This window comes from Marinomonas piezotolerans (genome assembly GCF_003362755.1).
Taxonomy (GTDB): domain Bacteria; phylum Pseudomonadota; class Gammaproteobacteria; order Pseudomonadales; family Marinomonadaceae; genus Marinomonas; species Marinomonas piezotolerans.
Genome location: NZ_QKRA01000003.1, coordinates 26,997 through 52,516 on the forward strand (window position 1 = coordinate 26,997; position 25,520 = coordinate 52,516).

The following is a 25,520-nucleotide window of genomic DNA, read 5'->3' on the forward strand; positions in this document are numbered from 1 at the left end:
GTCTCGTATTGCTGGTGGTATGTCGCTGCTATATTTTATTGCGGCGACAATCCTGACGGCATTCTTTCAGCCCCCGCCTTTTTCATACTTACTGGTTTGGGCCGTTATCTTGGGTGGCTTTTTAGTCACAAGAAGGCTCGCTCCCGTCTACATTCGATTCGATCAAAATACTACCTACCTTAAACAATGGGGCTGCTGGTATAAGGCAGAGCTTAGGTATCAAAATGATTATTGGATGACGTTAGTGGTAAAGCCTAACGTCAGTACGTCATGGTGGTGGCGGTTAATGCACCGCTGCTTTTTTAGTCATGTATTTTTATATCGAGACCAATTTGCTCCCACAGATTATCGAAAAGTGCGTTCACTATTAAGCGTGGCAAAGTTGGTCACTTCGCCACAAACTAAGTGATCGGTGGGTTAGGGTGCAAAATCGTCGGCCCTGATTGCGCAAGTTTTTCTGGGTAGTCGAGAGTGAAGTGTAAGCCGCGACTTTCTTTTCGTAAGCTGGCAGATTGAATGATCAAATCTGATACCACAGCAAGATTTCGAAGTTCGAGTAAATCTGCCGATACTTTATAGTTTGAGTAAAATTCGTCGATCTCAGACTGCAACAGATCTATTCGGTGCTTAGCGCGTAACAAGCGTTTGTTGGTACGAACGATGCCGACATAATCCCACATAAAACGTCGTAGTTCATGCCAGTTGTGAGTAATGACAACGTCTTCATCAGAGTTTGTCACCTTAGAGTCATCCCAATCGGGGATGGCAAAATCTCCGCGTGGAGAGGTATCAGTTAGAATATCTCGAGCAGCCGCTCGAGCATACACAATACACTCTAGTAGCGAGTTGCTTGCTAAACGGTTGGCACCATGTAGCCCTGTATAAGAGGTTTCGCCAATCGCATAGAGGTTATCGACGTCTGTGGCACCGTTTTGGTCTACAACGACACCTCCACACGTGTAATGTGCAGCAGGTACCACTGGGATGGGTTCTTTGGTCAGGTCGTAACCATAATTCAAGCATCTTTGATGGATGGTAGGGAAGTGCTCCTGAATGAACTCGGGGTCTTTGTGTGAGATATCAAGTAATACATGTTTGATTCCCAACCGTTTCATCTCATGGTCTATGGCACGAGCGACGATGTCTCGTGGCGCAAGTTCACCACGGTCATCAAAGTTGAACATAAAACGACTACCATCAGGCAGAAGTAACCGACCACCTTCACCGCGAACTGCTTCAGAAATGAGGAATGTTTTAGCCTTGGCGCTATACAGGCATGTCGGGTGGAATTGATTGAACTCCATGTTGCCAACACGACATCCCGCACGCCAAGCCATTGCTATGCCATCGCCTGATGCCGTGTCTGGGTTACTGGTATAGAGATAGACTTTGCTACTGCCGCCACAAGCTAAGGCAACACGCTGGGCGTGAAATACTTCGACTTGGTCTTTTGCTTGGTTTAGTGCGTAGATGCCAATAGCACGATTTTCCCCGCTGTACCCCAGTTTTTTTGTCGTCACTACATCAATCGCCATCCGATCAGGGTAAAAGTGAATGTTGGGATGAGCGACAGCATTTTTTATTAGCGTGTTGGAAATCGCTAAGCCTGTCGCATCGGCAGCATGAATGATACGCCTATGACTATGGCCACCTTCCCGGGTTAGATGGTAGCTGTCGTCCCCATTTTGACGAGTAAAAGGAACGCCTTGCTCAATAAGCCAATCAATGCTTTCTTTGGAATGCTCAACTGTAAAGCGGATCGCCTGCTCATCGCCAAGCTCAACACCAGCAGAAATTGTATCTTGAACGTGTGAATCTATTGTGTCTTTGTCTGAGAGTACGGCAGCGACACCACCTTGAGCATACAAAGTTGAGCCTTCTGTAATATCGCCTTTAGTCAAAATAGCGACTTGGTGTGTGGCGGCAAGTTCGAGCGCGAGCGTTAAGCCAGCTGCGCCAGCGCCTATGATGACGATTTCGTGATGTAAATGTTGGCTCATGTTATTGTTCTAGCAAGTGTAAACGAATCAATATTACACGGCTTTGGAGCCGCAATGAATACCTTATCAATAAACGCTGTAACGTTACGATCCTCATTACAAATCGAATATACTCATTGATCATGAGGAGAGTGCATTTAATGGAACTCCCGAAGAATGACGTTGTCTACCCCAGTATCAATTAGGTGGGCGCAAAATGATGTTACATTATGAGGTGCCTATGCAGCACGATACGTCTAGCGATGAGGCGTTGGTTAAGCGAGTTCAGACAGGAGACAAGCGAGCTTTTGATTTGTTGGTATTAAAGTACCAGCATAAAGTCGCTGCGTTGATCTCTCGTTATGTTCAGGACAAGCATGAAGTGCTGGATGTGGCTCAGGACAGTTTTATCAAAGCATATCGAGCAATTGACAGCTTTCGTGGAGACAGTGCGTTCTATACGTGGCTGTATCGCATTGCGGTCAACACAGCTAAAAATTACCTTGTCAGTCGATCTCGTCGACCTCCCTCTTCCGACGTTGAACTAGATAACGAAGATGAGCACGCAGTATACAGTGCGTTGGCAGATCGCAGCACTCCAGACGCTAACTTGAATCGTGATCGACTTGAAAAAGAGATTCAATCGGCTATCGGAGATTTGCCAGAAGAGCTTCGAGGGGCTCTGACGCTGAGAGAGTTCGAGGGACTCAGTTACGAAGATATTGCCCAAGTCATGGATTGCCCAGTGGGTACGGTTAGATCGCGAATTTTCCGAGCGCGAGAAGCGGTGGAAAAACGTATTTACCCCATCGTTGGGGGAGGAGAGTAGTCATGTCTAAGTACGATGACACACACAACTCAAAGACTTATGAAAGCTTGTCTGCTTTTCTTGATAATGAAGCCAGTCAGGCTGACATTGAGGTATTGTTGACGGCTGACAAGGAAGGGCTAGCGAATAAGCTGGATCACTATCATCAAATTCACCAAAGTACTCAGTTGGACGGTGAGCAGTTCATTTTTGATTCAGGGGCCTTTTTATCGGGCATCAAAGATAAGCTCAAAGAAGAGATGTCTGATAGCAACGTTGTAGCATTCCCTCAAAAAAATGTCCTGCAACAGACCAATGTCGATGCCGAATTTTCTGAGCTTGAAGAGCAGAATGATGATCCCCAAGTTTCCCATCGACCTATGTGGGGTGGGTTAGCGGTTGCTGCCAGTGTTGCTGTGGCAGTTGTGATGGGTGGAAACCTGCTTTTAGGTGGCTCCAGTACAGATGTCACGACGCCTGTGTTTGCAACGAACTCAGTCCCCGTCGTTGAGCAAAATAGCATATCAATTCAAAATATAGACGAGGTTGCTGACCTTGAGAATAATGAGCGTCTGAAAAACTACCTTCGCCAACATGCACAACAAGCGTCAATGACCGTCGGTCAGGGTATGATTCCGATGGCTCGTGTTGTTAGCTACCCTCAGGACGTCAAGCAATGATACGCGCTGTGCTTGCCTCGATACTGCTGGCTTTTCAAATAACGGCTTTTGCCGCAGACCATAAAGGTGTTGATTGGTTGACGCGCATGACGGAATCTTTTGACTCTTTAGCTTATGAAGGTGTTTTCGTTCACCAGGAAGCGGGTGCGATGAATAGCATGCGGATACGACATGGCCTGATTGGCGGTGTTGAGTATGAGAGCTTAGAAGATCTTGACGGAAAGCGGGTTGAAGTTATTCGTGCAGACGATAGCGTTATTTGTGTGTTCCCAGAAAAAGAAGATTACACAACTGGTTTTGTTCCTGGCGAACCATTTAAGCGCTTTCGGGAACTCGATCAAGGGCGGTTAGAGAGTGCCTACGATATTCAAGTCATCAAGGAACCACAGCGTATCGCATCACGAGATGCTGTGAAGCTGGTACTAACGCCAAAAGATGAATACCGCCATGGGCATGAGTTTTGGATTGATAAGAGCAATGGATTCTTGTTAAAACATGATGTTTTGGACGCTCAATTCAAATTACTTGAACGTATACAATTTACATCTGTAGACTTCTCTCCAGACTTGAAAGAAGAAGACTTCACCCCCAAAAAAGGCTCATATACGCAACAATTTGTTGAGATGAAGCCTCAGCCAGTAGCGAATGACTGGACTTTTGAGTGGTTGCCAGAAGGATTTTCCCTCGTTTGGCCATATGCTCGACGAATGAATGAACATACAAAAATGTTGCTGCTGTCGGATGGTATGAGCACCATCTCGGTGTTTGTTGAGCCGTCTGACAGAAAGCGCCCGCAGACATTGATGAATCTCGGGGCGACGATTGCTGGTGAGAATAGTATTCAAGTGGGGGAGCAAACGTATTTGCTTACCTTGGTTGGAGAAGTGCCAGCTCAAACCATTCAACGATTAATGACGGTGATTATGCCGAAACCAAACAATGATTGAAGAACACGGTACCGTTCTGGCTATCAATGATGGCATAGCAGATGTGGAAACGATACGCACAAGTACGTGTACGAGTTGCCGTGCGCGTCATGGCTGTGGTCATCACGCCATTGCGAAGGTTTCTAGCAGCAATCGAATGTTGATGAAGGCAATTGCCCCCGAAGCATTAGAAGTCGGTCAAAGCGTGACCGTCGGTATCCCAGAAGATACATTGCTGCAAGCGTCGACATGGATGTATGCAGTGCCGTTAGTCGGTTTAGTCGCTGGGGCGGCAATCCCGTCTATGTTTACGGAACAATCTATAGTTTCGATTGTCGGAGCTTTGAGTGGATTCGCTGGAGGCCTCTGGGCGGCGAAAAGGAAGTCGTCTCGAGAAGCGAATAATCCAGATTTTTATCCACGGGTTCTGAGAATCAATAACCAACAGGCTGATGCCATACCTATCGTGCAAAAAGCCTGAAATCCTCTTCACCTGACACAATGATAGCAACATAGTAACTTTGGTACGTCTGAGGAGACCAATACATGAACAGATTGCTAAAACGTGTGAGCTTATTCAGCATTAGTATCTTAATGCTGTTCTCTACACTAGTTAATGCTTCCAACTTACCTGACTTCACTGAACTTGTAGAGGATTCATCGCCTGCGGTGGTCAATATCAGTACAGAGCAGGCGGTATCATCGCGAGGGAATTCGCAACTGAGCCCGGATGCACAAGAACTCAATGAGTTTTTTCGACACTTTTTTGGCCAGCAACCGTTTGGTCAAGGTCAAAAACAACCCCGTCAACAGCAACGCCAGCGTAGTTCTCTAGGGTCTGGGTTCATCATCTCGAAAGATGGTTATGTGCTAACAAACAACCATGTTATCGATGGCGCAGACGTGATCCATGTGCGTTTGAATGATCGCCGAGAATACGAGGCGACATTAGTAGGTACGGATGCTCGCACGGATTTGGCGTTACTCAAGATAGACGCTGATGATCTGCCGACGGTTAAGATAGGTGATTCTGATAAACTGAAGGCTGGTCAATGGGTATTAGCCATCGGTTCTCCATTTGGATTTGATTACACAGTAACAGCCGGTATTGTCAGTGCCATTGGACGCAACTTACCCAGCGACAACTATGTGCCTTTTATTCAATCCGATGTTGCCATAAACCCTGGGAACTCTGGCGGACCATTATTTAACCTAGATGGTGAGGTGGTGGGTATTAACTCTCAAATCTACACCAGATCAGGTGGATTTATGGGGGTTTCATTTGCCATTCCTACCAATGTTGCCATGTCAGTGGTAGATCAGCTTAAAGCTGACGGTAAGGTCTCACGAGCATGGTTGGGTGTCTTGATACAAGATGTGAATAACGATCTGGCCGAATCGTTTGATTTAGATCGACCTCACGGAGCATTGGTGAGTAGAGTGATGCCTGATTCCCCTGCTGAAGCGGCTGGTTTGGAGCCAGGTGACATCATTATGAAATTTAATGGTAAGACGATCGAGCATTCGTCTGAGCTACCATACTTAGTGGGACAGCTTGCCGCGGATAGCACTGCAAAAACGGTTGTGTTCCGAAATGGTAAAGAGAAAACGATTTCTATTACGCTTGCAAAGCGTCCAGATGACCAATCATTAGCGCAGAATAGTCCAGAACAAGGTCGTTTAGGTATGTCGGTGGCGCCAGTGCCAGAAGATATGGCGGAGCGGTTAGGTATCGATGGTGGTGTTGTTATTCAGCAGGTATTAGGTGGTGCGGCCGCACGAAATGGATTGCAGCAAGGTGATGTAATTACCATGCTGAACGGCCAGTACGTTAAGAGCCCTGCGGAATTTTCAGAAATAGCAAAAGAGCTTCCAAATAACCGTTCTATTCCGATGCGTGTTATTCGAGATGGTTATCCGATGTTTATTCCCTTTAAAGTCGTTGAATAATTTGGTTTTCGACTGAGTGTTTGTATAAAAGTAAAACCCACATGATGTGGGTTTTCTTTTGTCTAAAACTTGAACTAAAAGATTAGACGTGTAAGTATTTAGAGGCAATTACTAGGTGTTTTTTGTAAGGAAAATATTAGAGTAGAAAGTTTTTTGGAGTGTGATGAGTGGAGCAGCTTGTAGAAAAAGGTATCTGTTTTCGACTGGGGGATGAGCGCTACGTGCACCCATTGTCCACTGTTAAAGAGATATTAAGTTACCAGTCACCTGCCCCTGTACCTGGCGCAAGCCCTGGCGTAGAAGGGATGATAGATGTTCGTGGACACATGGTGACGGTACTGTATGGTTCTCATTTGCTTAGCTTAGATCCAAACCAGTGTGAAGCGGAAGGCCATATTGTCGTGTTGGATTTACCAACAGGGTACTTTGGTATCCGAGTTGAAAGTGTTGATCAAGTTATAGACTTACCCAGTGATAATGAAACACAAAGTTTAGAATACCGCAATCACGAGTGCATTCAAGGCACTATGCAACGGGACAATGAGTTATACATCCTAGTTGATTTTAGTGATTACTGTTCCGCTTTGAATTAGCCTGTCTATGGTAGGTCCCCTGAAAGCAAGGTTTAGTGATGCTTTCAGGGGAAATACTAGAGTCGTTTTGAGAAGATTTTGGAGTTTCGTTGATAGTTGTAAAGCGCTTGTTTTTTGGCAGGTAACGAGGCCAAAGTCGTTTCTCTAAAACCACGCTCAATGAACCAGTGGGCGGTACGTGTCGTCAGTAAAAATAGCGTATCTAATCCAAGATTTTTCGCTTCTCTTTCTAGACCTTTTAGCAGCCTTTCGCCACGGTTAGAGCCTCGGTACTCTGGAGATACCGCCACACATGCAAGCTCACCAGAGCGCTCTTGCTCAAATGGATACAGTGCGGCGCAGGCGACAATAGCTCCGTCACGTTCAATCACTTGAAACCGCTCTACTTCGTTTTCTAACAGCTCTCTAGAACGCCGGACTAGAATACCTTTCTCCTCCAGCGGCGCAAGTAACTGCATCATGCCACCCACATCATCAATGGACGCGCCTCTTAATTTTTCGTAGCTGTCCTCATCAATCATGGTGCCAGAACCATCTCGCGTGAATAATTCGCTGAGCAAACCGCCATTTTCGTTAAATGAAATAATGTGCGAGCGAGGCACTAATGCTCTAACCGCCATGACACAGGCTTCCAAAGCACTATGAGTTGGAAAGCTCAGAGAATGCTTGGCTAAAATGCCATCTGCTTGGTTTGCTAATAACTCGGAGTATAGCTGTCCCTCATCATCGAAGATTCCTTCGTCTTCTGTAAAAATAATGAGTTTATCCGCTTTTAGCTGGATAGCTGCTTGGGTTGCAACGTCCTCAGCTTTTAAGTTGAAGACCTCACCCGTTGGTGAGAACCCTAAATGAGGCAGCAATACCATATTATCATCTTCCAGTAGACGGAAAATGGCTTCGCTGTCGATGCGGCGAACTTCACCAGAGTGGCCATAATCAATGCCGTCAACGACTCCAAGAGGGCGAGCGATAACATAGTTACCGCTACAGACCTTGAGTCCGGCGTTTGCCATTGGCGTATTAGATAGCCCCATTGATAATTGTGCTTCTAGTTGCACTCGTACCGCTGCGGAGGCTTGGATAATGTCGATAAGTTGATCGTGTGGCGTCACTCGGTATCCATCTTCAATGACTGAAGATAAGTGACGGTTCGCGAGCGCGCGACTGATTTGGGGGCGAGCACCTTGTATTAATACCAAGCGTATTCCGAGTGAGTCAAGCAATGCCAAATCGTGAATGATGTTAGGAAAGTTTGGACTCTCAAATGCCTCTCCGGGAATCAAGATCACAAGAGTTTTTCCGCGGTGAGCATTAATGTACGGAGAAGAATGGCGGAACCAGTCTACATAATTGCGTTCGTCAGACACGCGATGCCTCATTTTCGTTGCTAGGAGTGATACAGTAGCGTTGGATTAAACCTTGTATCACGTCCTGCATGGGTTTTATTTGGTCAAGCGCCATAAACTCGTTTGGCTGGTGTGCCTGATCAATCGAGCCAGGACCGAGTATCAGAGTCTCCATCCCTAATTGATTTAGATAGGCGCCTTCGGTTGCAAAAGCGACGGTAGTAGCTGCTTTGTTTGTTAACCGCTCACAGGCTTGAATAATATCGGACTCTTTCTTGGTTGAGAATGATGGAACACCAGGAAACAGCTGATTGAGTTGAATTTTGGTGCCAGTTCGCTGTTCAATCTCTGGCAATAACGCCTCAATCTCATGCAACAGGGTGGCATTATCCATCCCAGGTAGGGCCCGCAAATCAAATTCTAGTTCACAGCGTCCGCAAATTCGATTCGGGCTGTCACCGCCATGTATGCAGCCAAAGTTCATCGTCGGGTAATCAATGACAAAGTTTGCGTCGCGATATCGTGTTTTGAGTGATTCTCGATAGGTCATTAGTTCGCTCATGACCTGATGCATCGCGTCTAATGCGTTATTTCCAAGGTTTGGATTAGAGGAGTGGCCCGCTTGCCCTGTTACTTGAATTCTTTCCATCATGATGCCTTTGTGGGCATGGATGGGGGTTAACGAGGTTGGCTCACCAATGAGCGCATAGCGCCCCATAGGCCGCTCTGATTGGACAAGGGCGCGAGCCCCTTCCATCGAGCTTTCTTCATCTGCGGTCGCTAGAATAATTAACGGTTGAGAGACATTTGCTAACGCCATTTGACGAACAGTATCTATGACAATGGCAAAAAATCCTTTCATGTCACAAGTGCCAAGGCCATATAGGCGATTGTCACGCTCGTGCAATTTAAAAGGGTCGCTCTGCCAACGATCTTCGTCATAGGGTACGGTATCCGTATGGCCAGATAGTACCAGCCCGCCAGGGCCTGTGCCGAGCGTTGCGATAAGATTGAATTTATCTGGTTGTGCAGGAAGCGGCATGATTTCGCATTGAAATCCTAAGCTTGAGAGCCAGTCTTCTAATAATAAAATGACGCCTTTATTTGACTGATCCCAGCTTGCTTGACTACAACTGATAGAGGGCGTGGCGATCAGTTGTGACATCATGCTCAGCAGCGATGGAAGTGAGTGCAAGGGATACTCCTTTTTGAGCGTTACCGAAATGTTATCTAGCGTGCGTAGGCTTCTGGTAAACTTACTTCGATATAAGTTATCTCCGGCCTTGCCGGACGTTTAAGAGGTTATCAATATGGCTACCGAGCTTGAGCTTAAGTTAATGGTTCAACCCGAGTATCTCAAGTCAGTATGTGCTTTTCTCGATGAATTTTGTGAAAAATCTTTGAGTCATGATAATGCACGCCAGCCCACGCTCGATCTGATGAATGGATATTACGACACTTCTGATGCAAAACTGATGAAAAACGGTATCGCGATGCGTATTCGTGCCGTTAATCAGCAGTATATTCAGACCGTCAAAACCAAAGGCAGCAGTCGAATTGGTATGCATGAACGTGGTGAGTGGGAGTGGCAGATCTCGACGGACTCTTTAGATCTTTCGCTGTTAAAAGAAGTACCTCTGCCGGACTCACTTGCTGACATGTCTTGGTCTCATGATCTGATTGAGGTCTTTCGTACGGATTTTAAACGTAAAGTGTGGAATGTAGTGTACGACGGTGCGCTGATCGAAGTGGTGTGCGATCAGGGGGATGTCACTTCTCAGTTTGGTCGCGATGTGATCTCTGAACTGGAGTTGGAACTTAAGTCCGGGCCAGAGCTATCGTTGTATGCGTTCGCGAAACACATTGCGAACTCACTCCCTGTACAAGTTAGCACCGTCTCTAAAGCGCAAAAAGGGGCTCGGTTAAAGCATCGTCGTATCGAATTTCCATCCAAGCCCGCTAAAAGTGATTCTCTATTAGTATTTGCCGCATACTGGTATGAAACTTGGCTAACCTACTGGGAAGCATTGTTCTACTTGAATGATGAGGCCTTGATTCAGCCAATACTGACTTCGCTGGTTCAGTTACAAAAATGTGTTCCAGGCGCTTTGTCTAGGCAGCTTGCGGCGTTGGAAAGGGACTATGAGGCACTGTTTGATCAAGATGATGACGCTCTGCTCGCTAAGCTTGCTGGGGGCACACAAACAGGTGTTATGATGTTGGAAACAGGCCTTTGGCTTAACCGACAATTGGATTAGTGTTTTTTACGCAGTAAGGATAGTAGTTTGACCCTGATACCAACCTCTCAAGTTCAGTCCCTATATGCGACGGACGTGTTGAATAATAAACGCCAAGCCATTGTAGATTCCATTGAGCGCCGTTATGGCTTAGAGATTTCCACTGATGTCATTGATCATGCTGAACGCGTGTGGTTATTGAGTGAATATGTCCATAAACAACTGACACGTTATCCTCATTGGCTAGAGAATCTATTTGTAGATCCTAGTACATGGGGGCGCCCGTCGATTGAGCAATTTGTCGCAGGCGAAAAGTATTGGGGAACATCCGCTGAGTTGGATCTCCAAACTGAATTACCTGATTGGGACGAAGCTACCTTGATGCAGCAACTACGTCGCTATCGTCACTGGTGGATGGTGAGGCTCATTGCGGCAGATATTGAGCAGTCCCTCACGCTAGAGAAATTAACAGCCTTGCTGAGTCAGTTGGCAGATGCAGTCGTTAATATCAGTCAAATATGGAGTATGCGCCAGTATCAGTCGCTTTATGGCCAAGCCTTGGATAACAAAGGCCACGCGCAGAAGTTGATTGTCATAGGTATGGGGAAGCTAGGCGGTTATGAGCTGAACCTATCTTCCGATATTGATTTGATTTTTGCGTTTCGTGAACACGGGGAGACACAAGGCGGACGAAAATCCCTTTCGCATCAAGAATATTTTACTAAAATCGGGCAAAAGCTGATTCAGCATTTAGATCAAGTGACAGCGGACGGTTTTGTGTTTCGTGTCGATATGCGCCTTCGTCCATTTGGGCAGTCTGGTGCGTTGGTTATGAGCATGGACTCGTTGGAGAATTATTATCAAGATCAAGGGCGTGATTGGGAACGCTACGCCATGATCAAAGCGCGTGTGATGGCCGGGGACCAACAGGATGTGGAGGAGTTTGAAGCGTTACGTCGACCTTTTGTGTATCGTAAATATCTAGATTTTGGTGCAATCAGTGCGTTGCGGGATCTCAAAGCGATGATTGCAAAAGAAGTGCGCCGCAAAGGAATTGAACACAATATAAAACTTGGGGAAGGTGGCATCCGCGAGGTTGAGTTTATTGTGCAAGCCTTGCAGATCCTTCACGGAGGTCGAGATCAAGCATTGCAAAGTGCTGCACTGTTTAAAGTGTTGCCAGCGTTAGCGGACCACGAATACTTGCCTGATCAAGAAGTGAATGAATTACTGGCGGCCTATCGTTATTTGAGACGAGTTGAGCACGCCTTGCAAGGCGCTGCAGATGAACAAACACAATTATTACCTGAGACCGAAAGTGAGCGAGAGCGCTTGGCCTATCATGTCGGTGAGCCAGATTGGAACACGCTATATGACACCCTATGGCAGCATCGATGTAATGTGCATGCCTATTTTCAGGATCTAATCGATGATGGCGCTGACGAACGCTCTTGTGATACGCGTCAACAAGAGGCATGGCGTGTCGTATTAAAGCACCCAGACGATTTAGCAGGGATTGATGAAGCGATATCAGGCGTCGTTTGGAATGATCAAAGTACCGTATCCGAAACGCTGTCCAAGTTTCTTAGTTCTCGTTCGGTCGTGTATATGCAACCGATTGGGCAGGAGCGTTTGGCGGTCTTCCTCGCGACCTTGATCAGTCATTTGGAGGAGGAAAGTAAGCCAGACTTAGTACTAGAGCGTATCGTTCCTATTATGGAAGCGGTCATACGTCGAACGGCTTACTTAGTCTTACTCTCTGAAAATCAAAGCGCTATCGGTCACTTGATTCGTTTGTGTCGTGAGAGCGTTTGGTTTTCTGAATCGATCAGTAATTCACCGGCACTACTGGATGAATTGCTTGATGCCAATACGCTGTTTTCACCACCATCAAAACAAATGATGGAAGAAGAGTTAAGGCAAACACTCATGCGTTTGCCAGAAGACGATGAAGAAGCGCATATGGATGCTATGCGACGATTTAAACGCTCTATTACTTTGCGTGTTGCTGCTTGTGATATCACCGGAGTACTGCCGTTGATGAAAGTGAGTGATCACTTAACGTGGTTAGCGGAAGTACTGCTAGAGCAAGTATTGCAGCAATCTTGGAAGTACTTAACTAACCGTCACGGGTTTCCTATGACGGATAGTGAGCCCGTAATGACGCCCGATTTAGTAGTGGTGGGTTACGGCAAATCGGGCGGTTTTGAGCTCGGATATGACTCAGATTTAGATCTTGTTTTTATTCATAATGCTCAGCCCAATCGAATGACAAATGGCGAGCGAGGTATTGATAGCCTTGTATTCTATACCCGCTTAGGTCAGCGCATGATTCATATGTTAACTAGCTTCACTGCTGCCGGGCGTTTATATGAAGTTGATATGCGTTTGAGACCATCCGGAAACTCTGGCCTGCTCGTTGCCAGCTTAGATGCATTTCGAGATTATCAGCAGCAAGAGGCGTGGCCATGGGAACATCAAGCGCTTTGTAGAGCCAGAGCGCTAGCGGGCAGTGATACCCTTAAAACACAGTTCGAGGAGACTCGTAAAGACATATTGTCTCGTCCAAGAGATCGAGCCGAGTTAAAACAAGAAGTGATAAAAATGCGCGAAAAAATGCGCGCGCATTTGGATACTGGCGGTGAAGAGAAGGGGTTTGACCTGAAGCAAGGGGCCGGCGGTATTATTGATATTGAATTTTTGGTGCAGTATCAGGTGCTAGCATGGTCACACCAGCACCCTGAGTTAACCAAATATTCTGATAATATCCGACAGCTTGAAGTGGCGGTCGAATGTGGTTTGTTGACGTCTGCTTGGGCAGAGAAATTGATTGACGCGTATACTTTTTATCGCGCGACGGTACATCGGCAAACGCTGCAACGATTGGGGCGTTTGGTCCCAGTAGAGACACTGGAGCAAAACCAAACTCTGATTTCAGAGTACTGGGATGCTTTTGTACAGCAAGAGAATAACTAACAGCCATATCGTAATTCGGACTCCGACAACTGAGCCAAATGACGCCTATGTACTAAATTAGCGATAGTTTGGTAAGAGATTGTAGTCTTGGCTTTTAAGATGGGTGGCTTTGTACTACAGTTAGAGCTGAATTGTGGAGGACTAACACTATGAACAATGTGACAAATGTTAGTACATCGTATGCGATGGAAATGATGGGTGTAGCGATGGCTAAGACGCAACAAGAAGAGCAGGGGCGTCAGTCTCTTCAACTACTTGAAAGTGCTGCATCGTCCGCACAGCAGATCCAAGCAAGCGCACCGAGCACTGGTAATGTAGGGCAGAATATCAATATCAAGGTATAGCTCTGCTACTCGGCTAGTAAAAACGTAAAAAAGCTGCGAACTCGAAAGAGGCGCAGCTTTTTTTGTAAGACATTATAACGGCGCAAAAATGGTCTTAGCAGGTTCGCCAGGTATCTCTTTTGCGAGCCTTGGCATCAGATATCCCGGCAGTTTTTGAGCAACTTGCCCCATGAGTCTCTGGGCCGTATCGATACTAATATCAAAGTGCGCACCGCCCTCAATTGGGTCCAGTGTGAACATGTAATAAGGCAGTATTCCGGCTGCAAATAACCGCTCACTTAAAGCTACCTGTGCCTCAACCGTATCATTGATGCCTTTGAGGAGTACGCCTTGATTCAAGACCGTGGCGCCAGCCTGCTTAAGCTGTAAAACCTTCTTCGCGATGATGTTGTCGATTTCATTGCCATGATTACTGTGCAATACCATGATGACATCCAGTTTGGAGTCTTCAACCCACTGTAGCAGCTCAGCGTTAATTCGTTCAGGAATAACAATAGGTAAGCGAGTGTGAATTCGTAGGCGCTTTAATTGGGGCAACGTATTAAGGCGCGCAATGTGTTTGCTCAGCAGACTGTCTTTAAGCATCAAAGGATCTCCGCCACTCAGGATAACCTCATTAATAGATGGATTAGCTTCAATATAGTGTATGACGCTATCCCATTCTTGCTGTGCTAGCTGGTTGTCTGAGTAAGGAAAATGACGTCGGAAGCAATAGCGACAATTGACCGCACAGCTGCCCGCGGCGATAACCAAAACGCGTCGCTCATATTTATGAACAAGTGCTTTTTGAGGCGTGTGATTACCTTCATCAAGCGGGTCTTGGCTGTAACCGGCATTTGGTTGCATCTCGATGTCATCGGCTAGTACTTGGCGCAATAATGGATCTTCGGCGTTGCCGTACTCCATTCGGGCGATAAAGGGGCGCGGAATTAACATTTTAAAAGCGCTCATCGCGTTTTGTGAGGAGGGTAAATGTCGATCATCTAGCCCCAACAGCGTTAAGAGTTCTGATGGTGTTTTAACAGCATGCACTAATTCATCAGTCCAGTGCGTTGGTTCGGTATTTTGAATCGGGATCACGTCAAATATCTGCAAAATCAAGTTAAATTGGGTTATTATGACCGCCAACCTTCGGCCTTAGCGGCCACTGGCTCTTAGAAGTCCGCGCTTTAAAGAACGCGTTGATCTTCAACGGACACGTCATTGTTCAGTTTGAGCCTTTATCTAAATCATGACATTGTGAGGATTTATGGCGAGTTATTCTACCAGCGAATTGCGCAGCGGTAACAAAGTAATGGTCGATGGAGACCCTTGTGCGGTATTAGACAACGAGCACGTGAAGCCTGGTAAAGGTCAAGCGTTTAACCGTATCAAACTACGTAACCTAAAATCAGGTCGGGTTTGGGAGCGTACGTTCAAGTCTGGTGAATCTCTGGAAGCCGCGGACGTGATGGATACAGATATGGAGTATCTCTACACTGATGGTGAGTTTTACCACTTTATGCTCACTGACGGATCATTTGAGCAGCATGGTGCGGATGAAAATGCCGTGGGTGATACGGTGAAGTGGCTTAAAGAGCAAGAAACGTATGTCGTGACATTATATAACGGCGCGCCACTGGCTGTAACGCCACCAAACTTTATTGAACTGGAAGTGACAGAAACGGATCCAGGTCTAAAAGGCGATACTGCAAACGGCGGCTCTAAACCTGCCACCTTATCGACTGGAGCGATCGTTCGAGTTCCGTTATTCATCAATATCGGTGAAGTGCTACGAATTGATACACGTACTGGTGAGTACGTGTCTCGCGCAACAGGCAAGTAATAGTTGTGATAAAAAGCCCTCAAACCGAATGGTTTGGGGGTTTTTTTATGTCTGAAAGGTAAGAGATTATGTATCAAAGTGAGTTATGGCAGCCCACTGCAACATTGCCCACGTTAAAAAAGCGTGCAGAGATATTTCATCAGATTCGAACCTTTTTCTATGAGCGTGATGTACTAGAAGTGGATACGCCCTGTTTGTCCCTAGGGAGCATTAGTGACCCGCATATTGAAGTATTAACTAGTCAAACTCGAACCTTGGGTCAAGACGTTACCTATTACCTGCAAACGTCTCCAGAATACGCTATGAAGCGTCTATTGGCGGCAGGAGCTCAGAGTATTTATCAACTAGGTAAGGTATTTCGAGCAGAAGAAATAGGACGTCGTCATGGCATTGAATTCACCATGTTGGAATGGTATCGACTAGACTTTGATCATTGGCAACTCATGAATGAAATAGATGATCTGTTAACCCTGCTCACAGGCGCGGAAGTAAACAGTGAAAGGCTGAGCTATCGTCGTGCATTTGTTCGCTATCTCAATGTCGATCCGTTTACGGCTTCGCTTGAGTGTTTACAGCAGTTGAGTTTTGATTATACGGAATACGGTTTACAAGAGACCGACCGCGATACCTTGTTGGAGCTATTGTTTGCAACGGTTATTGAGCCAAATATTGGTACGGACGAACCTTGTTTTATTCATTCTTACCCCGTTACTCAAGCCGCGTTGGCGCGTCAACAACAAGAACCTGATGGGCATATGAGTGCAGCTCGTTTTGAGCTGTATTGGCAGGGAATGGAGTTGGCGAATGGTTATTATGAACTCACAGATCCAGACGAACAGGCTCAAAGGATGGCCGCAGAGATGGCAGAGCGAGCCGCGTCGGGGCGAGCTTATCGGCAAAAGGATGAGCGATTGATAAGTGCTTTAGAGCAAGGCTTACCACGTTGTGCTGGTGTCGCTTTAGGCGTCGATCGACTATTAATGTTATTGTTAAATCACAAACATATTGATCAAGTTGTCCCCTTTGGTGGCGCGCACGCTTAGGTTGCTCAAACCTTTTTGATAATGAGAACAATAAAAATGGCTTTACTGTCTTTTCCACTGCTGCATCGGCTTTCTAATACTCATCCACGGCGTTTAATTTGGCTTTACGTTTCAGTCTTTGTTATTTGTTTTCTCACGTTGTGGCGAGGCGGCGAAGCGCTCAAACAGCAGCAGATTGAGGATCTAGAAGTTGAAACGAAAGAGCAGTTGGACCAATTAGCGAGTGTAATAGAAAGCGCGATAGCCAAGTATCAGCATATGCCAACCTTATTGGCGTCTAATGATCGGGTTCGAATAGCGCTGCGTGATGGTTTGCCTTCTGATATCAATCAACTCAACCGAGAGCTAGAGCAAATAAATCGCATCACTGAGGCGTCTGATAGCTACATTATAGATGTTGATGGCAATACTATTGCAGCGTCGAATTATCGCTCAAGTAAATCATTCGTTGGTGGGAATTTTTCGTTTAGGCCGTATTTTAAAGACGCTTTAAAAGGGAAGCCTGGGCGCTATTATGCTTTAGGAACCACGTCTAATATTCGCGGCTATTACTTTTCATATCCGGTATACGAAGGCGACTCAATCATCGGGGTCGCCGTCGTAAAGGTTGACCTCGGCCAGTTCGAAAAACGCTTCAGTAACCAGTCTTACGAATTCCTATTACTTGATCCAGATGGTGTTGTGTTTAGTTCTTCACGTACACAGTGGCTCTATAAAGTCATGCGTGAGCTTTCTCACAATGAGCTGCGCCGCATTGCAGAATCACAGCGTTATTTTAATCGGGCAATTGTCACATTGCCGATCGCGTCGCACCGAGACTTTTCTAGTCGTTCAACCATTATTGAAATGCTGGAAGAGCTGGCGGATCCACCAGGTGATAGCGTTGTCGAGCGGCGCAGCTATTTGGCGATGCAAAAGCCCATTCAGTTGCTGGATTTTAAGATTTCGGTATTGGTGCCTCTTACCATAATCGAGGAACAGATTGCTTTATGGCGTGCTATTTTTGCGGGTGGTATTACTATCACGATGCTGATTTTGGGGTTGGCGCACCTACGTTCCCGAATGTTGCAGGAGCGCTCGGATGCAATTGAAATGGCGCGTCATAATCAGGCGTATATTCGTGAAGTTATCCAGCATACTCAAGCCGGTTTGGTGACATTAAATGACCAATCCGAAATAGAGGCGCTGAATCCCGCTGTGGAGAATTTGCTGTCATGCTCTTTGTCTGGACTAATAGGTCGACCATTATCATCGTTGTTTCATGTGTCGGAAAAGGATCGAGTACGTTGGGTAAAAGCACTGCAATCTGACTTTGATAATACTGATGCGCGGCTCACTACCGTTGAGGGCGAACTGCATGCTACAGATCGGCCAAGTATCATTGTTGAAGCAACCATTTGTGAATTGCAATTACCTAACCGCCGTAGTCATCTGGTGACCTTCCATGATATGACCGAGCGTAAGCGCTACGAGCAAGAAATCACCTCAGCACGGAATGCACTCGAGTTGAGGGTAAAAGAGCGGACATCGGAGCTTGAGGAATCCAACCACTTACTACGCCAAGAAATTGGCGAGCACAAAGCCACGCAGCAAGAGCTAATTCAAACGGCAAAACTGGCGGTGCTTGGGCAATTAAGTGCGGGGTTGAATCACGAGTTGAATCAGCCCCTGACAGCGATTCGTGCGTTTGCCGACAACGGCCTTAAATTTCTAGAGCGTGAACGATATGAACAAGCAAAAGGTAATTTGCATCAAATCAGTCAGTTAGGGCTGCATATGAGCGACATTATCGCCCGGTTTAAAGTGTTTGCACGTAAAGGCAGTGAAACGCACTCACCTATTGATGTTCAAAGTGCGATCAATGGAGCTTTGAAGATTGTTCAACCGCGCTTTAAAGAAGCCAATATAGATGTTCGAATGAACGCTTCTGTTCAGTTAGCCGTGTTAGCCGATATGGTATTTTTGGAGCAAGTTCTGGTCAATTTGCTGGCCAATGCCGCTGATGCGATTCTCGAAACAAACATGGATGAAAAGTGGGTCGAAGTAAGCGTTGAATCAAATGAGCAGCATGTCCGTATAAAAGTCAGAGACTCCGGTAAGGGGTTATCCGATGAAGCGTTGGCACATCTGTTTGAGCCGTTTTATACGTCAAAAGCTTCTGGGCTAGGTTTAGGGCTTGGTTTATCGATTAGCCAACGTATTATGGAGTCCATGAAGGGGGGCTTGTCTGCTCAGAATCATCCCGAAGGTGGGGCCGAATTTTGTGTTACGCTTAATGCCTTTCAGCCAGAGTAAATAATAAGGATCGAAGTGATGTCTGATCTTGATCGAGTGATTGTCATTGATGACGAGCAGTCCGTGCGTATGGCTATATCACAAACACTTCAATTAGAAGACTTTGATGTTCACGAATATGCCAGCACGCAAGGTGTGATGGATCAGTTATCGATTGATTGGCCGGGTGTGATTGTAAGCGATATCAACTTACCCGGAATGAGCGGCTTAGAGCTTTTCGAGCAAGTCAAAAAAATCGATCAGGAGATACCGTTTATACTCATCACTGGCCATGGTGACATCAGTATGGCTGTGACTGCAATTCGAGACGGCGCATACGACTTCATCGAAAAGCCCTTCTCTAATGATGACTTTGTTGAGGTCGTACGGCGTGCTTCAGAGAAGCGTCGATTGACGCTAGAAAACCGTAATCTACGTCTCGAGTTGGCGGCTCAGAACGCCCCCGGCCCACGTATTATAGGTAACACCTCTGGCATACATCGGTTACGCCAAGCTTTATTGCACGTCGCAGATACCGCTGCCGATATCTTAATTCAAGGGGAAACCGGCACTGGTAAAGAGATGGTGGCCCGATTTATACATGAACACAGTTCACGGCGTAGTCGTCCTTTTGTAGCAATAAACTGCGGTGCTGTGCCTGATTCGATTATGGAGTCTGAACTATTTGGCCACGAAAAAGGGGCCTTTACCGACGCTAAGACTCAACGTATTGGAAAGTTGGAGCATTCCAATGGCGGCACATTATTCTTAGATGAAATTGAAAGCATGCCCATGTCAATGCAAGTCCGATTGCTGCGAGTATTAGAAGAGCGCAAAGTCGAGCGACTAGGGTCGAACAAAGGTGTGGATTTGGATCTGCGAATACTAGCTGCGACCAAAGTTGAATTAAAAGGGTTAAGTGAAACAGGCACTTTTCGCGAGGACTTATATTATCGTTTAAATGTTGTCCGCGTTGATATCCCACCATTACGAGACCGCAAAGATGATATTCCATTGCTCTGGCAGCATTTCTGCTTAGTGGCAACTGCGCAATATAAGCGTGAATCTGAGCAGCTCTCGGCAGAGCGAATGCACAGCCTCATGAGTTACGATTGGCCAGGAAATGTTCGAGAGCTACGAAACCTAGCTGAGCGCTATGTTTTGATGGGAGAGGCTGGATCATTTGAATTTGATCAAATCATTACGAACGAAGCGAATCCTGGTGTGATGACTTTACCAGAGCAGATGGAGCGCTTCGAAAAAACACTTCTAGAGCAAGAGCTGATGAGGCAAAAAGGCTCAATCAAGGGCACAATGGATGCCCTAGGGCTGCCTCGTAAAACGCTCTATGACAAGATGCGTAAATACGGAATAGATAAAGACTTATATAAATCTTAATAGAGTGGCGGGTGGATAGAAGATCGCACTTTAAAGGCGATCAACTATCCTTCAACTGTACTGGGTTGGTGCTAAAAAGATAGCCATCAAAATGAGCAGATTGGTGCTCGGACAGCTCCATTAATGTGTCTTTGACGTTTTCTAAATGCTGCCACATAGCTAAGCGCGCGGGACCTGCTTTTTTTTGTTGAATGGCTAACAATATGTGCTCGTGGTCGACCAGCCATTTTTTGCGATACGCTTGGTCGGTGATGTGGATATGCAATTGTTTCCACATAGGGCTGTTTTCGCGTCGATCCCAAAGGTTTTTTACGAGATCAACAAGTACACTGTTTTGAGTCGCTTCAGCAATGGCAAGATGGAAGAGTTTATCTGCGACGTGATCGTTACCTGACTCATCAATACTTTTCTTTTCTAGCTCCAATGCTTCACGCATCTTAATGATGTCTTTTTTGGTCGCCTGAGTGGCGGCAAATTCAGCGACATGACTTTCAAGTAACTGCCTTGCCTGCATCATCTCAAATGGTCCAACATCATCTTTATCAAATGCGGTGTCCTACCTTTTTAGATCATGAGAGCGATGATTTATAGCAAGACGTGGTATGCCGGTGGTCAAGAGATTACGTTGCCCGCAGCACTAGAAGAGTTGCCATTGCTGGCTCGTGCAGGAAGCGTGATCCCGATGAGTAATCGAATTGCCCACGTTGACGCAGACAAAGAGACACTGCGCAAATTCCTAGTTTTCCCACACAAAGGCACAGGGCAGCGTCATATATCGATATTTGACGACGATGGCCTCACGACAGGTTATTTGAATGACCTTTATCTGCAGCTCAACATCATTTTGTCATCCGATTTGTCGAGAATTGACTTAACTATCTCGCGAGAAGGCAAATGGAAGCCTGCTTATGAAGACATTGCCTTTGTGCTGCCAGAGAGTGAACAGAGAGACTTATATGTTAATGGTCAATTGGTTACCTCTTCTAAAGTGGTTCGTTTAAGTGAGCTCGTTTAAGCAAGCTAATACCTTGCCTTGCTAAGGAAATGATATGAAAGCATTTATGACAGAAGATTTCTTACTAAGCACAGAGACAGCGAAACGCTTGTACCATGATTACGCCGCTGAGCAGCCAATTTATGATTATCACTGTCATCTGAATCCAAAGGAAATCGCAAACAATCGCCGCTTTAATGATTTAGGTGAGATTTGGTTGGAAGATGATCATTACAAATGGCGTGCTATGCGTACTGCGGGGGTGAAAGAGCATCTGATTACAGGTAATGCGAGTTTTAAAGAGAAATATCAAGCGTGGTCTCAGACCGTACCGCAATGCATTGGTAATCCCATTTATCACTGGACCCACCTAGAGTTACGTCGCCCGTTCGGTATTGACGGTGTGTTGTTTTCCCCTGAAACAGCAGATGCGATCTGGGACCAATGCAATGAGATGCTAGGGCAACCCGAATTTTCTGCGCGCGGTATCATGCAGAAAATGAATGTCAAAATGGTGGGGACCACTGATGATCCTGCGGACAGTCTGGAACACCACAAATTCATTGCCAACGATGCGAGCTTTGATATCCATGTCACACCAAGTTGGCGCCCTGATCGCGCCTTCAAAGTAGAGCACGCTGGCTTTGTTGATTATCTCACGAAACTGGGTAAGGCTGCAGACATCGAAATTACAGGCTTCAGTGATTTGATTAGTGCTCTGGCGCGACGTCTTGACGTATTTGATGCACATGGCTGTCGAAGCGCTGACCATGGCATTGAAATCATGCGCTTTGCAGAGATTCCAGTTGAGGCAGATCTCGATACCATCATGTCAAAACGTATCAAAAATGTGTCTCTCAGCGAGCTTGAGATGGCCCAATTCTCCACCGCTGTGCAGGTTTGGCTAGGCCAACAATATGCGAAAAAAGGCTGGGTGATGCAGCTGCATATTGGCGCACAGCGTAACAACTCCTCTCGCATGTTTAAGCTAGTCGGCGGTGATTCTGGTTTCGACTCTATGGATGATCGAGCGTATGCCGCCCCCTTAGCAGGTTTACTGAACGCGCTGGACCAAAGTAACGAGCTACCGAAAACGATCTTGTACTGCTTGAATCCGATGCACAATGAGATGCTCGCAACGATGGTGGGTAATTTTCAGGGTGGTGGCGTGGCTGGCAAAGTCCAGTTCGGCTCGGGTTGGTGGTTCAATGATCAGCTTGATGGTATGCAAAGACAGCTCACCAGCGTGGCTCAGATGGGCTTATTGAGTCAGTTCGTCGGCATGTTGACCGATTCTCGCAGTTTCTTATCGTACACCCGTCACGAATATTTCCGTCGTTTGTTGTGTGACATGATCGGCGGTTGGGTAGAACGTGGCGAAGCCCCAGCGGATATGACTCTTTTGAGTAACATGGTGAAAGGCATCTGTGCGGATAATGCGAAATCATATTTTGGTTTTCAGGAATGATTGCCTCTTTCACCATACTAATTAGGAGCCATCAATGATTACGGTACAAAGAAGCCATAGTACATACACTCCTGACAATGTGGGTGTTGGAATAGTGCATATTGGGCTCGGTGCTTTTCATCGTGCGCATCAAGCGGTTTATATCGAGAAAAACCTCAATCGCAATCTTGGCGGGGATTGGGGAATATGCGCAGTGAATATTCGCTCGAATAACCAACTAGTGGATCAACTGAAAGCCAACGATTGCCGCTACCACATTGCGGAATATCAAGACAGTCAACATGTCGAGTTGCGAGAGGTTAATGCGATCCGTGAGGCCCTGTTTGCCGGAGAAGACAAAGCGCCTTTGTTCGACAGATTAGTATCGCCTTCGACGAAAATCGTGACATTGACTGTGACAGAGAAAGGCTACTACTTAACACCTTCAGAAAAGGCTCTACGCCAAGATGATCCTCATATTCAGCATGATATTGCACACCCCACAGCGCCTAAAACAGCACCGGGGATTTTAGTTGAAGCGTTGCATCGAAGACGTGAATTGGGCCTGCCCCCGTTTACGGTTCTGAGTTGTGACAACATGCCCAGCAATGGCCGGTTGACCCGAGAAGCTGTGTGTTCACTCGCGCGTCATCGATCCACAGAATTAGCCGAATGGATTGAGAGCAACGTGGCTTTTCCAAGCTCCATGGTGGATAGGATTGTGCCCGCGATGTCAGACGCCTCCCGCGAACGCCTGCAAGTAGAGTTACAGTGTAATGACCTTAATGCCGTGATGTGTGAATCGTTTAGTCAATGGGTTGTAGAAGATCACTTTCCCCAAGGGCGGCCTGATTGGGAGAACGACGGTGTGCAAATGGTAAAAGATGTTCATCCTTTTGAAACGATGAAACTACGCCTTCTGAACGGCAGCCACTCTTTGCTCGCTTACGTCGGGCTAGCTGCAAACTACCAAACGGTTGCAGAAGCCGTGGCTGATAATCGCTTCGCTCAGTTGATTCGCCATTACATGAATGTCGAAGCCTCTCCGACACTGGATTTGCCAGAAAGTGTTGATGTTGAAGCCTACATTGAAAGGTTGGTGGGGCGATTTGGCAACGATAGTTTGCAACATCAATTGGCACAAATTGCGATGGATGGATCACAAAAAATCCCCCAGCGTTGGCTAAATGGTGCGTTGGAAAGGCTTGATCAACATGCTGACATAGAGGCTACCGCGCTTGGTGTGGCGGCTTGGCTTGCATTTGTAAGAGGTAAGGATCAAGCAGGTCGTACCTATACCGTTGATGACCCCATGGCAGAGACATTTAGTGAGCTGCACGCTCGTTGCCAAGATGCTAATCAACTTGTGAGTGAAGCGCTTAAATTAGATGACATTTTCCCTCGTCAGCTGGCGCTCAATGAAACATTTTCTAAAGCAGTGCTCAAAGCATATCAAACAATTATTTCAAGTGGTGTAGCGGCATGCTTAGGCTCCAGCGACACAGCTCATTTCGGAGGATAATATGGAACATACTTGGCGTTGGTTTGGACCCAGCGATGAAACCACGTTGACGGATATTCGTCAGACAGGCGCGACGGGAGTGGTGACGGCATTGCATGAAATTCCGAATGGCGACGTCTGGCCTGTTGAAGCCATCCAAGCACGGAAAGAGATGATAGAAGCGCACGAACTTCGTTGGTCAGTGGTTGAAAGTGTCCCTGTGCATGAAGACATTAAAAAGCGTACCGGCAATTTTAAGCAATACATAGAAAACTATCGGCAAACTCTCCTGAACTTAGGGGCATGTGGGATAGATACAGTGTGCTATAACTTCATGCCAGTTCTAGATTGGACACGTACGGATCTTGATTTCGCTCTACCTGACGGTTCTCGTGCGCTACGCTTCGATCAAACGGCGTTTGCAGCCTTCGAGCTGTATATTCTTGAGCGCAAAGGGGCAGAGTTAGAATACAGTGCAGAGGAAAAGGCACAGGCGAAAGCGTATTTGGAAGCGGTAAGCGACCAAGACAGAGAGCGTTTGGTGGCTAATATTATTGCGGGTCTACCTGGCTCAGAGGAAAGCTATACCCTTGAGCAGTTTCGCGCCAAATTAGACGAGTACGCACACATCAATAAAGATACCTTGCGTGAACACTTGAAGCTGTTCTTGGAAGATATCGTGCCTGCAGCGGAACAAGCTGGCTTGTGTTTGGCGATCCATCCTGATGATCCACCACGTCCTATATTAGGACTGCCTCGAGTCGTGTCGGTAAAAGACGATATTGAATGGTTATTGAATGCGGTGCCAAGCCCTGTTAACGGCATAACACTTTGTACGGGGTCTTATGGGGTTCGTGCAGACAACGATTTGGTCGATATGGTGCAGCGTTTTGGTTCCAATATTTTCTTTACACACTTGCGTTCAACCAAGCGCGAAGAGGTGGCTGGGAGCTTTCATGAAGCCTCTCACCTTGGTGGGGACGTTGACATGGTAGGCGTTGTCAGAGCCTTGTTGCTGGAAGAGAAAAAGCGTCATGACAGCAGTACTCCGCGCCTAATTCCTATGCGACCAGACCACGGGCACCAAATTCTGAACGATCTTGAGCAGAATGCTAAACCTGGCTACTCCAAACTTGGTCGCATGAAAGGTTTAGCGGAGGTTCGGGGCTTAGAGCTGGGCCTCAAGAGTACTTTATAAG

22 protein-coding genes are annotated in these 25,520 nt (G+C 46.5%); 17 read left to right on the plus strand and 5 right to left on the minus strand.

Annotation, left to right across the window (positions count from 1 at the left end):
• Window positions 1–401 precede the first annotated feature (401 nt).
• Window positions 402–2,000, minus strand: coding sequence for an L-aspartate oxidase (gene nadB / locus DN730_RS07625; RefSeq protein ID WP_115467532.1), 1,599 nt, complete (start codon window positions 1,998–2,000; stop codon window positions 402–404).
• Window positions 2,001–2,220: 220 nt separating this feature from the next.
• Here nadB and rpoE point away from each other — a divergent pair, with 220 nt between their 5' ends.
• The 6 genes from rpoE to DN730_RS07655 all read left to right on the plus strand — a co-directional run bounded on the left by rpoE (window position 2,221) and on the right by DN730_RS07655 (window position 6,936).
• On the plus strand, window positions 2,221–2,808 hold the full coding sequence (gene rpoE, locus DN730_RS07630) for an RNA polymerase sigma factor RpoE (RefSeq protein WP_115468018.1): 588 nt from the start codon (window positions 2,221–2,223) through the stop codon (window positions 2,806–2,808).
• 2 nt (window positions 2,809–2,810) lie between these two features.
• Complete coding sequence (locus tag DN730_RS07635; protein ID WP_115467533.1) at window positions 2,811–3,467, plus strand: hypothetical protein; 657 nt, start codon at window positions 2,811–2,813, stop codon at window positions 3,465–3,467.
• Window positions 3,464–4,414, plus strand: a complete 951-nt coding sequence (locus DN730_RS07640) for a MucB/RseB C-terminal domain-containing protein (RefSeq protein ID WP_115467534.1) — start codon at window positions 3,464–3,466, stop codon at window positions 4,412–4,414. Before DN730_RS07635 ends, DN730_RS07640 begins: the two co-directional genes overlap by 4 nt.
• Entirely contained in the window at window positions 4,407–4,874 is a 468-nt protein-coding gene (locus DN730_RS07645) for a SoxR reducing system RseC family protein (protein ID WP_115467535.1), read from the plus strand. Before DN730_RS07640 ends, DN730_RS07645 begins: the two co-directional genes overlap by 8 nt.
• Window positions 4,875–4,939: 65 nt before the next feature.
• Window positions 4,940–6,343, plus strand: a complete 1,404-nt coding sequence (locus DN730_RS07650; protein WP_115467536.1) for a DegQ family serine endoprotease — start codon at window positions 4,940–4,942, stop codon at window positions 6,341–6,343.
• Between the two features lie 167 nt (window positions 6,344–6,510).
• Window positions 6,511–6,936, plus strand: coding sequence for a chemotaxis protein CheW (locus DN730_RS07655; protein WP_115467537.1), 426 nt, complete (start codon window positions 6,511–6,513; stop codon window positions 6,934–6,936).
• 56 nt (window positions 6,937–6,992) lie between these two features.
• Here the strand turns inward: DN730_RS07655 and argA are convergent, their stop codons facing one another.
• Window positions 6,993–8,303 (minus strand): amino-acid N-acetyltransferase, encoded by a 1,311-nt coding sequence (gene argA / locus DN730_RS07660; RefSeq protein ID WP_425452722.1) that lies wholly within the window; start codon window positions 8,301–8,303, stop codon window positions 6,993–6,995.
• Entirely contained in the window at window positions 8,296–9,477 is a 1,182-nt protein-coding gene (gene argE / locus DN730_RS07665; RefSeq protein WP_115467539.1) for an acetylornithine deacetylase, read from the minus strand. Before argE ends, argA begins: the two co-directional genes overlap by 8 nt.
• A gap of 115 nt (window positions 9,478–9,592) precedes the next feature.
• Between argE and DN730_RS07670 the strand changes: the two genes are divergently transcribed.
• From DN730_RS07670 to DN730_RS07680, 3 genes are all read left to right on the plus strand, one after another.
• Complete coding sequence (locus tag DN730_RS07670) at window positions 9,593–10,540, plus strand: CYTH domain-containing protein (RefSeq protein WP_115467540.1); 948 nt, start codon at window positions 9,593–9,595, stop codon at window positions 10,538–10,540.
• A 27-nt stretch (window positions 10,541–10,567) separates the two neighbouring features.
• Complete coding sequence (glnE, locus tag DN730_RS07675; RefSeq protein ID WP_245957923.1) at window positions 10,568–13,495, plus strand: bifunctional [glutamate--ammonia ligase]-adenylyl-L-tyrosine phosphorylase/[glutamate--ammonia-ligase] adenylyltransferase; 2,928 nt, start codon at window positions 10,568–10,570, stop codon at window positions 13,493–13,495.
• A 149-nt stretch (window positions 13,496–13,644) separates the two neighbouring features.
• Complete coding sequence (locus DN730_RS07680; RefSeq protein ID WP_115467541.1) at window positions 13,645–13,839, plus strand: hypothetical protein; 195 nt, start codon at window positions 13,645–13,647, stop codon at window positions 13,837–13,839.
• A 72-nt stretch (window positions 13,840–13,911) separates the two neighbouring features.
• Here the strand turns inward: DN730_RS07680 and epmB are convergent, their stop codons facing one another.
• Entirely contained in the window at window positions 13,912–14,919 is a 1,008-nt protein-coding gene (epmB, locus tag DN730_RS07685) for an EF-P beta-lysylation protein EpmB (protein WP_115468020.1), read from the minus strand.
• 169 nt (window positions 14,920–15,088) lie between these two features.
• Between epmB and efp the strand changes: the two genes are divergently transcribed.
• From efp to DN730_RS07705, 4 genes are all read left to right on the plus strand, one after another.
• A complete protein-coding gene (efp, locus tag DN730_RS07690) occupies window positions 15,089–15,664 on the plus strand; it encodes an elongation factor P (protein ID WP_115467542.1) in 576 nt (191 codons plus the stop codon).
• Window positions 15,665–15,732: 68 nt separating this feature from the next.
• The gene (gene epmA, locus DN730_RS07695; RefSeq protein ID WP_115467543.1) at window positions 15,733–16,707 is read left to right on the plus strand and encodes an EF-P lysine aminoacylase EpmA; all 975 of its coding nucleotides are present in this window, start codon (window positions 15,733–15,735) and stop codon (window positions 16,705–16,707) included.
• Window positions 16,708–16,743: 36 nt separating this feature from the next.
• Window positions 16,744–19,002 carry an ATP-binding protein gene (locus DN730_RS07700; protein ID WP_115467544.1) on the plus strand — a complete coding sequence of 753 codons (2,259 nt, stop codon included), beginning with the start codon at window positions 16,744–16,746 and terminating at the stop codon, window positions 19,000–19,002.
• Between the two features lie 18 nt (window positions 19,003–19,020).
• Window positions 19,021–20,379, plus strand: a complete 1,359-nt coding sequence (locus tag DN730_RS07705) for a sigma-54-dependent transcriptional regulator (RefSeq protein ID WP_115467545.1) — start codon at window positions 19,021–19,023, stop codon at window positions 20,377–20,379.
• Between the two features lie 40 nt (window positions 20,380–20,419).
• Here DN730_RS07705 and DN730_RS07710 read toward each other — a convergent pair whose 3' ends face one another.
• Window positions 20,420–20,896: an FCD domain-containing protein gene (locus tag DN730_RS07710; RefSeq protein WP_245957924.1), complete on the minus strand. Its 477-nt coding sequence runs from the start codon at window positions 20,894–20,896 to the stop codon at window positions 20,420–20,422.
• Between the two features lie 63 nt (window positions 20,897–20,959).
• Here DN730_RS07710 and DN730_RS07715 point away from each other — a divergent pair, with 63 nt between their 5' ends.
• From DN730_RS07715 to uxuA, 4 genes are read left to right on the plus strand one after another with little or no spacing between them, the layout of a single operon-like run.
• The gene (locus DN730_RS07715; protein WP_245957925.1) at window positions 20,960–21,394 is read left to right on the plus strand and encodes a DUF5110 domain-containing protein; all 435 of its coding nucleotides are present in this window, start codon (window positions 20,960–20,962) and stop codon (window positions 21,392–21,394) included.
• Between the two features lie 34 nt (window positions 21,395–21,428).
• Window positions 21,429–22,841 (plus strand): glucuronate isomerase, encoded by a 1,413-nt coding sequence (gene uxaC, locus DN730_RS07720; RefSeq protein ID WP_115467547.1) that lies wholly within the window; start codon window positions 21,429–21,431, stop codon window positions 22,839–22,841.
• 34 nt (window positions 22,842–22,875) lie between these two features.
• Window positions 22,876–24,342, plus strand: a complete 1,467-nt coding sequence (locus DN730_RS07725) for a mannitol dehydrogenase family protein (protein ID WP_115467548.1) — start codon at window positions 22,876–22,878, stop codon at window positions 24,340–24,342.
• A gap of 1 nt (window position 24,343) precedes the next feature.
• Complete coding sequence (uxuA, locus tag DN730_RS07730) at window positions 24,344–25,519, plus strand: mannonate dehydratase (protein ID WP_115467549.1); 1,176 nt, start codon at window positions 24,344–24,346, stop codon at window positions 25,517–25,519.
• Window position 25,520 lies beyond the last annotated feature (1 nt).

Excerpts from the sequence above, each read along its gene's own strand:
- DN730_RS07680 (WP_115467541.1), top strand. The coding sequence starts at position 13,645 with ATGAACAATGTGACAAATGTTAGTACATCGTATGCGATGGAAATGATG.
- efp (WP_115467542.1), top strand. The coding sequence starts at position 15,089 with ATGGCGAGTTATTCTACCAGCGAATTGCGCAGCGGTAACAAAGTAATG.
- DN730_RS07670 (WP_115467540.1), top strand. The coding sequence starts at position 9,593 with ATGGCTACCGAGCTTGAGCTTAAGTTAATGGTTCAACCCGAGTATCTC.
- uxaC (WP_115467547.1), top strand. The coding sequence starts at position 21,429 with ATGAAAGCATTTATGACAGAAGATTTCTTACTAAGCACAGAGACAGCG.
- DN730_RS07705 (WP_115467545.1), top strand. The coding sequence starts at position 19,021 with ATGTCTGATCTTGATCGAGTGATTGTCATTGATGACGAGCAGTCCGTG.
- DN730_RS07640 (WP_115467534.1), top strand. The coding sequence starts at position 3,464 with ATGATACGCGCTGTGCTTGCCTCGATACTGCTGGCTTTTCAAATAACG.
- rpoE (WP_115468018.1), top strand. The coding sequence starts at position 2,221 with ATGCAGCACGATACGTCTAGCGATGAGGCGTTGGTTAAGCGAGTTCAG.
- DN730_RS07700 (WP_115467544.1), top strand. The coding sequence starts at position 16,744 with ATGGCTTTACTGTCTTTTCCACTGCTGCATCGGCTTTCTAATACTCAT.
- epmA (WP_115467543.1), top strand. The coding sequence starts at position 15,733 with ATGTATCAAAGTGAGTTATGGCAGCCCACTGCAACATTGCCCACGTTA.
- DN730_RS07725 (WP_115467548.1), top strand. The coding sequence starts at position 22,876 with ATGATTACGGTACAAAGAAGCCATAGTACATACACTCCTGACAATGTG.
- DN730_RS07635 (WP_115467533.1), top strand. The coding sequence starts at position 2,811 with ATGTCTAAGTACGATGACACACACAACTCAAAGACTTATGAAAGCTTG.
- DN730_RS07710 (WP_245957924.1), bottom strand. The coding sequence starts at position 20,896 with ATGATGCAGGCAAGGCAGTTACTTGAAAGTCATGTCGCTGAATTTGCC.
- DN730_RS07650 (WP_115467536.1), top strand. The coding sequence starts at position 4,940 with ATGAACAGATTGCTAAAACGTGTGAGCTTATTCAGCATTAGTATCTTA.
- uxuA (WP_115467549.1), top strand. The coding sequence starts at position 24,344 with ATGGAACATACTTGGCGTTGGTTTGGACCCAGCGATGAAACCACGTTG.
- DN730_RS07645 (WP_115467535.1), top strand. The coding sequence starts at position 4,407 with ATGATTGAAGAACACGGTACCGTTCTGGCTATCAATGATGGCATAGCA.
- DN730_RS07715 (WP_245957925.1), top strand. The coding sequence starts at position 20,960 with ATGATTTATAGCAAGACGTGGTATGCCGGTGGTCAAGAGATTACGTTG.
- nadB (WP_115467532.1), bottom strand. The coding sequence starts at position 2,000 with ATGAGCCAACATTTACATCACGAAATCGTCATCATAGGCGCTGGCGCA.